The organism is Lentzea pudingi (assembly GCF_014646255.1).
Lineage (GTDB): Bacteria > Actinomycetota > Actinomycetes > Mycobacteriales > Pseudonocardiaceae > Lentzea > Lentzea pudingi.
The window spans coordinates 613,817-622,856 of record NZ_BMNC01000006.1 but is presented as its reverse complement, the minus strand read 5'-3'; the positions used below and the strand labels follow the sequence as shown (position 1 = coordinate 622,856).

General features: G+C 68.3%; 10 protein-coding genes. 7 read left to right on the top strand and 3 right to left on the bottom strand.

Going from position 1 to position 9,040, the window contains the following annotated elements:
• Positions 1-68 precede the first annotated feature (68 nt).
• From IEY88_RS24790 to rocD, 3 genes are all read right to left on the bottom strand, one after another.
• Positions 69-479: a GNAT family N-acetyltransferase gene (locus IEY88_RS24790; RefSeq protein ID WP_189157185.1), complete on the bottom strand. Its 411-nt coding sequence runs from the start codon at positions 477-479 to the stop codon at positions 69-71.
• A 44-nt stretch (positions 480-523) separates the two neighbouring features.
• A complete protein-coding gene (locus tag IEY88_RS24785; RefSeq protein ID WP_189157184.1) occupies positions 524-1,909 on the bottom strand; it encodes a DUF2252 domain-containing protein in 1,386 nt (461 codons plus the stop codon).
• Between the two features lie 79 nt (positions 1,910-1,988).
• Positions 1,989-3,218, bottom strand: a complete 1,230-nt coding sequence (gene rocD, locus IEY88_RS24780) for an ornithine--oxo-acid transaminase (RefSeq protein WP_189157183.1) — start codon at positions 3,216-3,218, stop codon at positions 1,989-1,991.
• A gap of 140 nt (positions 3,219-3,358) precedes the next feature.
• Here rocD and IEY88_RS24775 point away from each other — a divergent pair, with 140 nt between their 5' ends.
• From IEY88_RS24775 to IEY88_RS24750, 7 genes are all read left to right on the top strand, one after another.
• Complete coding sequence (locus IEY88_RS24775) at positions 3,359-4,189, top strand: PPK2 family polyphosphate kinase (protein ID WP_189157182.1); 831 nt, start codon at positions 3,359-3,361, stop codon at positions 4,187-4,189.
• Positions 4,190-4,338: 149 nt separating this feature from the next.
• On the top strand, positions 4,339-5,394 hold the full coding sequence (locus tag IEY88_RS24770; RefSeq protein ID WP_189157181.1) for a lactonase family protein: 1,056 nt from the start codon (positions 4,339-4,341) through the stop codon (positions 5,392-5,394).
• Between the two features lie 187 nt (positions 5,395-5,581).
• Positions 5,582-5,716 carry a hypothetical protein gene (locus tag IEY88_RS45155; RefSeq protein WP_268241263.1) on the top strand — a complete coding sequence of 45 codons (135 nt, stop codon included), beginning with the start codon at positions 5,582-5,584 and terminating at the stop codon, positions 5,714-5,716.
• Between the two features lie 51 nt (positions 5,717-5,767).
• Positions 5,768-6,547 (top strand): HipA family kinase, encoded by a 780-nt coding sequence (locus IEY88_RS24765; protein ID WP_189157180.1) that lies wholly within the window; start codon positions 5,768-5,770, stop codon positions 6,545-6,547.
• Positions 6,531-6,917 carry a DUF3037 domain-containing protein gene (locus tag IEY88_RS24760; RefSeq protein WP_189157179.1) on the top strand — a complete coding sequence of 129 codons (387 nt, stop codon included), beginning with the start codon at positions 6,531-6,533 and terminating at the stop codon, positions 6,915-6,917. Before IEY88_RS24765 ends, IEY88_RS24760 begins: the two co-directional genes overlap by 17 nt.
• Positions 6,918-6,993: 76 nt before the next feature.
• Positions 6,994-8,010 (top strand): LCP family protein, encoded by a 1,017-nt coding sequence (locus tag IEY88_RS24755; protein ID WP_189157178.1) that lies wholly within the window; start codon positions 6,994-6,996, stop codon positions 8,008-8,010.
• A 294-nt stretch (positions 8,011-8,304) separates the two neighbouring features.
• Positions 8,305-9,036, top strand: a complete 732-nt coding sequence (locus IEY88_RS24750; protein WP_189157177.1) for a 3-hydroxybutyrate dehydrogenase — start codon at positions 8,305-8,307, stop codon at positions 9,034-9,036.
• Positions 9,037-9,040 lie beyond the last annotated feature (4 nt).

Sequence of the window (9,040 nt, the reverse complement as noted above, 5' to 3'; positions counted from 1 at the left end):
CCCGGAGGCCTCACCCATGATCAAGCCGACACACCGTCACCAACGTGTTGGCCAAGTACACCTAGGGTCTAGGCCTCCAGGTCCCAGCCCACGAAGGCGCCGTCGTCGACCGACCCGCCCGCCCTCTTGTAGGTGGCCTGCGCCGCCGCGTCCCCCGCGGCGGTGCCGGTCCACATCGCGTAGCAACCCCGTTCCACCGCAAGGGCTTTCAACGCCTCCACCAGAGCTGTGCCGATGCCGCGACGGAGGAAGGCGTCGTCCACGCCCAGCTCGTAGAGGAACATCTCGGTGCCCTTGTCCGGGTGCGTGGTCTCCACCCCGGACACGAACCCGGCGGGCTGGTCGGCGACGTAGGCGATCAGCAGGTGGCTGTGATCCTGCGCCAGGAACCGAGCGGTCGCGTCCGGCCGCGGCGGCGCGTCGAACAGGTGCGCGGCGGCGAACACGTCGTCGGGGGAGGCGGCGCGGCGGATCTTCATACCGCCAGGCTAGGTCACCTCGCGGGCGGGGGCCTGAGGGCGCGTCAGCGGTCCTCGACGAGCGCGGGCAGCTTCCCGCTCCTGACCAGCCTCGTCAGTTCCTCGTGGTCCGCCTCGGTCTGGTCGGCGTAGTCGAACGCGTACTTGGCGAACGCCTCGTCGAGGTCGTCGCCGCCGCCGTTCTGGAAGTACCCGGCGAGCAGTCGCGGGTCGAGTGAACGCGTGTGCGCGCGGGCCAGCAGGGCGCCGGCGAAGCGGCCGTAGTCGTCGAGGTCGTCGCGCTTGAGCCTCGTCGGGTCGATCTCGCCCTTGCGGTTGCGGAACTGCCGCACGATGAAGTGGCGGCCCTCGATGGTCGTCCAGCCCAGCAGGATGTCCGTCTCCGCCTGGACGAGCCGGGCGCCGTGCACGATCCGCTTGCCCTCGTGCTTGGGCGGCTCGACGTCGAGGAACGGCTGCAAGGCGGAGGGCCGGGCTTCCTTGGCCTGCAGCACCAGCGCTTCGGAGCCGTTGCCGTGCAACAGGATCAGGTAGTTGCGCAGGCCGACGCTGCCGGTGCCGACGACGCGGAACGCCACGTCCGACACGCCGTAGCGCATGATCAGGTTGGTCCGCGACTCGCGCAGGGTGTCCACGTAGGACGGCAGCGAGGCGATCACCGCCGCCTTCGTCGGGGGAGTGGCCTCGGTGAACGTCGGCGGGTTCGTGACGAACCGCCACTTCTCGCCGTCGTGCGCGGTCCACTTCGCGGCGAACTTCGCGCTGGTGTTCTTGCGCGACTTCTCGGCGGCCTTGGAGAAGTCGTTGAGCAGGTCGTCGGCCTTCACCTTCGACAGCGTCGACTCGTCGCCCAGAGCGGTCCACGAGTCCAGGAACGGGAGCTCCGCGAGGTGCTTGATCGTGTCCCGGTAGGCGCTCACGGCGTCCTCGGCGGCGTCGCGGCAGCCCTTGTCCGACACACCACCGACGCGTCCGGCCAGCACCAGCGACGCCACGAGCCGTTTGAGGTCCCACTCCCACGGGCCGGGCAGCGTCTCGTCGAAGTCGTTGATGTCCATGACGATCTGGCCCTCGGGCGTGCCGTAGAGCCCGAAGTTCGCTGCGTGTGCATCACCGCACAACTGAGCGTGAAGGCCGGTCGAGCAGCCGGCGGCGAGATCGCCCGCCTGCAGCCCGGCCGCGCCGCGGAAGAACGCGAACGGGTTCCCGAGCATCCGGCCGACCCGCAACGGGACCAGGTTCTCCAGCCGGCCCTCGTTGGTGGCCCGCAGGAACTCCAGCACGGACGGGCGGTCCGGGGCGAGCGACATCGTGCGGTGCGCCTTGAAGTCCACTGAGGACCGCAACGCGCGCCCCTCGGCGTAGACCTCTTCAGGCTCGATCCAACGGCCTAGAGCCGCAGCGGCTTCAGCTCGCACCCGTTCACCCATAAGAGTCATGATGCATGCGGCGGACGAACCAGGAGGCTCATCCGCCGCATTTGTGACCTGGCTACGAGCGGAAATCACTCTAAACGGGACGAACGACCTCTGCGATCGCCCGCACACCGAGGTCGATCTCGTCGCGGGTGATCACCAGCGGCGGCGCGACGCGCAACGTCGACGCGTGCGTCTCCTTGCACAGGACCCCCCGCGTGGCCAGGGCCTCCGACGCGGCGCGCCCGACCGGCCCGCCGGGTGCGATCTCGACGCCGGCCCACAGCCCGCGCCCGCGCACCTCCGCCACTCCGTGGCCCACCAGCTTGTTCAGCTCCGCGTGCAGGTAGGCGCCCAGGTCGCGCGACCGCTGCTGGAACTCACCGGTCGCCAGCAGCCGCACGACACCACGGCCCACGGCGCACGCGAGCGGGTTGCCGCCGAACGTCGACCCGTGCTCACCGGGCTTCAGCACGCCCAGCACCGCCTGCGACCCGACCACCGCGGACACCGGCAGGATGCCGCCGCCCAGCGCCTTGCCGAGGGTGTAGAGGTCGGCGCGCACGCCCTCGTGGTCGAGCGCGAACAGCTCGCCGGTGCGGCCGAGCCCGGACTGGATCTCGTCGGCGATCATCAGCACGTCGTTGTCGTCGCACAGGCGGCGGATCCCGGCCAGGTACCCGGCGGGCGGCACGACCACGCCGGCCTCGCCCTGGATCGGCTCCAGCAGCACGGCGGCGGTCCGCGGGGTGATCGCGGACTCGATCTCGTCCAGCGCCCCGTACTTCACGACCTTGAAGCCGGGCGTGAACGGACCGAAGTCGTTGCGAGCGGTGTCGTCGGTCGAGAACGACACGATCGTCGTGGTGCGACCGTGGAAGTTGGACCCGGCGACGATGATCTCCGCGGTGCCCTCCGGCACGCGTTTGACCTGGTAGGCCCACTTGCGCGCGACCTTGATCGCGGACTCGACGGCCTCGGCGCCGGAGTTCATCGCGAGCACCATCTCGGTGCCGGTCAGGGCGGCCAGCTCCTGGCAGAACAGGCCGAACTGGTCGTGGTGGAACGCGCGGCTGGTCAGCGTGACGCGGCCGAGCTGCTCGACGGCGGCGGCCACCAGGGCGGGGTGGCGGTGCCCGAAGTTCAGCGACGAGTAGCCGGACAGGAAGTCCAGGTAGCGGCGTCCCTCGACGTCGGTGACCCACGAACCCTCGCCGTGCGAGATGACCACCGGCAGCGGGTGGTAGTTGTGCGTGCTCCACTCCTCGTCGAGGGCGACGTAGTCAGCGCTGGTGGTGGCGTTGTGCTCAGCGATGGCGGTCATCCTCCAAGGCTAGGGGCGCGGACAAGCGATTTCGACCGTGAAGCATTGCGTACTGCCTCAGTTCGTTGCGTAGATGCATCAATCAGTGGTTGTTTCGTGCACAGCAGGCAGACTGGGCGGTGAATCGCTACGGTCAGTTGATGGCGAAGAAGTCGGTTCGTGATGCCCTGCGACTCGATGAGGTGGACCTCTCCACCCTCGACCCGGCAGGCCGGCCCATCGGCCCCAAGACCAAGAAGGAGGCGGCCGAGGACCTGGTCGCCACCGGCGAGGAGCTGGACGGTCTGCAGGAGGCGCTGTACGCGGAGGACTCCCGCGCGGTCCTGCTCGTGCTGCAGGGCATGGACACCTCGGGCAAGGGCGGCGTGGTCAGCCACGTCATGGGTCTGGTGAACCCGCAGGGTGTACGCATCGCGTCGTTCAAGAAACCGACCCCCGCCGAAAGCCGTCAGCACTTCCTCTGGCGCATCAAGAAGGTGTTGCCCGAGAAGGGGCGCATCGGCGCGTTCGACCGCTCCCACTACGAAGACGTCCTCGTGCCCAAAGTAGAACGTCTGCTCACGGCCGCGGAGCTGCGCGGGCGTTACAAGGAGATCAACGCCTTCGAGCGCGAACTCGCGGACTCCGGCGTCACGCTGATCAAGTGCTTCCTGCACATCTCGCCGGAGGTCCAGAAGGAACGGCTGCTCGCGCGCCTGGACGACCCGAGGAAGAACTGGAAGTACAACCCGGCCGACATCGACGTCCGCTCGAAGTGGTCGAAGTACCAGGACGCCTACACGCAGGCGCTCAAGAACTGCCGGGACACGCCCTGGTACGCCGTCCCGTCGGATCGCAAGTGGTACCGGAACTGGGCGATCAGCCGGTTGCTGCTGGAGACCATGCGCGAGATGGCCCCGAAGTTCCCGGCACCCGCCTACGACCTCGAGGCCGAGAAGGCCCGCTTGATCTCGAACGACCCGTTGCAATAGGTGCAATCTTGATTGCGCCTATTGCCTGGCCGTGATGGTCTAGGCCAGTGTGGGCTACGCCGCCGCCGCAAAGTCTTACCGGAGGTGCGGACGTGGTTGTGGACCGGCGACGTTTTCTCGGAGCCATGGGCGTAGGAGCTGGACTGCTGATGACCGGAGGAACCGCTGAGGCGGCCGCCGCCACCCGGAGAGTGTTCTTCGGTGCCTACACGACGTGGAGCGGCGGTGCCAAGGGCATCGGCATCGGCACCTACGACTCCGTGTCCGGGCAGCTCAGGACCACAGGCGTGATCACCGGCGTGGTCAACCCGTCGTTCGTGATCGAGTCGCGGGACGGCAGGTTCCTCTACGCCGTCAACGAGAACACCAAGGGCGAGGTCACCGCGATCAACGCGGTCACGCTGAAAGTGATCAACAAGCAGGCGACCGGTGGCGCCGACCCGTGCCACCTGACGCTCGACCCGTCCGGGAAGTACCTGATCACGGCGGACTACTCGTCCGGCTCGCTCAGCGTCTTCCCGGTGAACGCGGACGGCAGCCTCGGCGCGCGCACACAGAAGGTGCAGCACAAGGGGTCCGGGCCGAACAAGGAACGCCAGGAGGGCCCGCACGCCCACCACATCGTGTTCGACCCGGCCGGCAAGTACGCCGCCGCCGTCGACTTGGGCGCGGACTCCGTGTTCGTCTACTCGTTCACCGGCGGGAAGCTCACCCAGGTCTCGCAGGCGAAGGTCAAGCCGGGCGCCGGACCACGGCACATCGCGTTCCACCCGGACGGCAAGACCGCGTACGTCGCGAACGAGCTGGACTCGACCATCGTGACCTGCTCCTACGCGAACGGGACCCTCACACCGGGTCAAGTGCTCAAGACCGTGCCGTCTGGTAGTCCGACGAACTACCCGGCCGAGGTGCTGGTCTCCGCCGACGGCAAGCACGTCTACCTGTCGAACCGCGGGCACGACAGCATCGCGCACTTCACGGTCGGCGCCACCGGGCTCACCCTGGCCGGCACCACGGCGGTCGGCGGCAAGTACCCGCGGCACATCACGTTCGACCCGACCGGGTCGTTGCTGTTCGCGGCCAACCAGAACTCGAACAACGTCACGTCGTTCAAGGTCGACAAGGCCACGGGCGGGCTGACCCCGTCCGGCACGGCCCTGCAGACCGCGATCCCGGTCTGCGTGCTGCCCACCCGACTGGGTTGACCCCATCAGCTCGACCGTCCACAGTGGTACTCCGGCTGTCTGAGTCTGATGGCCGGAGTACTCGCTGTCGCTTTGCTGGCACCCGTACCGATCGCGCCGGAGTACGTCGCACTCGGCGACTCCTACGCGTCCGGTGCGGGCGCCGGTTCCTACGTCGGCCGAACGCGCCGGTGCGCGCCACGTGGACGTGAGGGAAGCGTTTGCGGACCACGGCGTGTGCGCGGACGAGCCGTGGATCCACGGGCTGGTCAGCCCGACCGCCGACTCCTGCCACCCGAACAAGGCAGGTCAGGCCGCCTACTTCGCGGCGCTGGCCTCCTAGCAGCCCGTATTCGGCTCGGCTTCGGGCGGGCGTTCGTGTGATCATGCGCCAGTGAATGTGGCAGGGAGTTCTCTGAGGGAGGTCACGGCCACCCGGTACGTCACCCCGTTCCGCGAGGGCGGGTCGATGCCGGGACTGGTCGAGGCCGACGACCTGGGTATGTACGTGGTGAAGTTCCGCGGCGCCGGGCAGGGCGTGAAGGTTTTGGTCGCCGAGATCGTCGTCGGCGAGCTCGCGCGGCGGCTGGGCTTCCGGATACCGGAGATCGTCCTGGTGCGCCTCGACCCGGAGCTGGCCCGCGCGGAACCCGACCAGGAGGTCCAGGAGCTGCTGCGCGCGAGCGGCGGCCTCAACCTCGGACTCGACTACCTGCCCGGCTCGTTCGACTTCAACCCGGTCGTGCGCGACCCCGGCACCGAGCTCGCGACGCGGCTGCTGTGGTTCGACGCGCTGGTGCTCAACGTCGACCGCAGCTGGCGCAACCCGAACATGCTGCTGTGGCACCGCGAACCGTGGCTGATCGACCACGGCGCCGCGCTGTACTTCCACTACTCGTGGAGCGAGGAACGCCCGGCCACCAAGGAATATCGCTACGACTCGTCGGACCACGCGATGCTGCCCAACGCGGGTACGCTGTCCGAAGTGGACGCCGAGCTGGCCGCTAAGGTCACGCCGGAGGTGCTCGACGAGGTGCTCGCGCTGGTGCCCGACGAGTGGCTCGAAGGCGATCCGGTGGAACTTCGCCAGCGTTACAAGGACTTCTTCACCTACCGCCTGCGGAACCGCGGCTGGGTCGACTCGCTGGAGGCCGCGCGTGCCGCACGTGTTTGAGTACGCGCTGCTGCGCGCGGTGCCGCGGCAGGAGCGGGGCGAGTTCATGAACGTCGGCGTCCTCGTCTACTGCGCGCCACTGGACTTCCTGTGTGCCAAGACCTTTGTGGACGGTGACCGGCTGCGGGTGCTGGACCCGCACCTCGACGTCGAGGTGCTCGAGTCGTCGCTGGCGCACCTGACGAACTCGTGCGACGGCAGCGCGGCGGCCGGGCCGGTCAGCCGGACGACGATCGGGCAGCGGTTCCGCTGGCTGACCGCGCCGCGCAGCACGATCGTGCAGACCTCGCCGACCCACACGGGCTGGACCGACGACCCGTCGGCCGAGGCAGACCGCCTGTTCGAGGCGTTGGTGCTGCCACCCAGGTAGGTTTCCTCGCAACCTGGAGGGACGAACGACGTCCCTAGTTGCAAAGCGGAACTAAAGCGATCGGGGTTGGCGACACATGAGCGCTGGGTATCACCACGGCTACCAGCAGCCGCGGCGTCCCATGCCGCCGCAGCGGCCGATGAAGAAGAAGAGGCGTCCTGGACGCGTCATCTTGGTGCTGCTGCTCGTCCTGGTTCTGGGCACCGTCGGATTCGGGTTCTACGTCGACTCGACGCTGACGCGGATCAACGCGCTGCCCGACTACGAGGGCCGGCCCGCCGAGACACCGGGCACCACGTGGCTGCTCGTCGGATCGGACGCGCGGGACGGCCTGACGCAGGAGCAGAGGGACGCGCTGGCCACCGGTGACGCGGCGGGACGGCGCACCGACACCATCATGATGCTGCACCTGCCGGACAACAGCGCGGCCAAGCCGGTGCTGCTGTCGATCCCGCGCGACTCCTACGTCGCGATCCCGGGGAACGGCCGCAACAAGGTCAACGCGGCGTACGCGTTCGGTGGCCCGCAGATGCTCGTGCAGACCGTCGAGGGCGCGACCGGTGTGCGGATCGACCACTACATGGAGATCGGCTTCGGCGGGTTCTCCGACATGGTCGACGCGGTCGGCGGCGTGGACATCTGCCTCGACCAGCCGATCAAGGACCCGCTGGCCGGCATCGACCTGCCCGCGGGCTGCCAGGAGCTCGACGGACCGCAGGCGCTCGGGTTCGTGCGCACCCGCGCGTTCGCGACGGCCGACCTGCAGCGCGTGCAGAACCAGCGCCAGTTCCTCAACGCGCTCTTCGAGAAGGTGAAGAGCCCGGCGACGCTCGCGAACCCGTTCCGCGCCATCCCCCTGATGAACGCGGCCTCCGGTTCGGTGTCCGTCAACCAGGACGACCACCTGTGGCACCTGCTGAGCGTCGCGCTCAACATGAGCGGCGCGGCGAGCGGGACCGTGCCGGTCGGGGGGACCCCGACGATCGGCGGCCAGTCGGTCGTGCAGTGGAACAAGGAGAAGGCGTCGCAGCTGTTCGACCTGATCAGCAAGGACGAGCCGGTGCCGGCCGAGCTGATCGCCCCTCCGAAGTAGTTCTTACGACTTGACCGGTTCGGGCGTGGGCTCCGAAGCGGTCGGACCGGCCTCCTGTGCGATGCCTTCGAGCTCGCGCAGGAGGTCGTCGTAAATAGGCGTCGTGGACATCGTGCATCCCCCTCGTACGGATCTTCCCCCGTTCAGGTGACGGGAGCTTACGCCTCTATACCCGGTCTTCTTGCCAGATATGCCTCAGAGACGCTAAATGTTGGCTAAAGCCATCTTGTGACCAGGCGTTATATGGGTGCACCACATGTCGATGACGCCGTGTGACGCCTACCGTTTCCGGCTATGTCGAGTGTCACGGGTCACAGCGCGCTGGTCACCGGAGCCGCGAGCGGTATCGGCCTGGCCTGCGCCCGCGCACTGGCCGCCGAGGGCGCGAAGGTCCACCTGGTCGACCGCGACCCCCAGGTACTCCCTCTCGCGGAGGAGCTTGGTGGTGTCGGTCACGTGGTCGACCTGACCGGTTCCGTGGCCGCGCTGCCCGACGAGATCGACGTCCTGGTCAACAACGCCGGCGTGCAGCACGTCGCGCCCATCCACGAGTTCCCCGCCGAGCGCTTCTCGGCGATGGTCGAGCTGATGCTGGGGGCGGCGTTCCGGCTCACCCAGCACGTCCTGCCGCACATGTACGACCGCGGCTGGGGCCGGCTGATCCACATCTCCAGCGTGCACGGACTGCGCGCGTCCGCGTTCAAATCCGCTTATGTCGCCGCGAAGCACGGCCTCGAGGGGTTCTCCAAGGTCGCTGCTCTCGAAGGCGCTCCGCACGGCGTGACGTCGAACTGCGTGGCGCCCGGATACGTGCGGACCCCGTTGGTGGAGAAGCAGATCGCCGATCAGGCGCGCCTGCACGGCATCTCCGAGGACGACGTCTCGTCCCAGATCTTCCTGCAGCGCAGCGCGGTGAAGCGGCTGATCGAACCCTCCGAGGTCGCCGACGCCGTGCTGTGGTTGTGCGGCAGCAGTTTTGTCACCGGTACGTCGTTGGCCGTCGATGGCGGCTGGTCAGCTCAATGAGGAG

Coding starts and splice junctions, on each gene's coding strand:
- IEY88_RS24785 (WP_189157184.1), bottom strand. CDS start 1,909: ATGGGTGAACGGGTGCGAGCTGAAGCCGCTGCGGCTCTAGGCCGTTGG.
- IEY88_RS24770 (WP_189157181.1), top strand. CDS start 4,339: ATGACCGGAGGAACCGCTGAGGCGGCCGCCGCCACCCGGAGAGTGTTC.
- IEY88_RS24775 (WP_189157182.1), top strand. CDS start 3,359: ATGGCGAAGAAGTCGGTTCGTGATGCCCTGCGACTCGATGAGGTGGAC.
- rocD (WP_189157183.1), bottom strand. CDS start 3,218: ATGACCGCCATCGCTGAGCACAACGCCACCACCAGCGCTGACTACGTC.
- IEY88_RS24750 (WP_189157177.1), top strand. CDS start 8,305: ATGTCGAGTGTCACGGGTCACAGCGCGCTGGTCACCGGAGCCGCGAGC.
- IEY88_RS24755 (WP_189157178.1), top strand. CDS start 6,994: ATGAGCGCTGGGTATCACCACGGCTACCAGCAGCCGCGGCGTCCCATG.
- IEY88_RS24790 (WP_189157185.1), bottom strand. CDS start 479: ATGAAGATCCGCCGCGCCGCCTCCCCCGACGACGTGTTCGCCGCCGCG.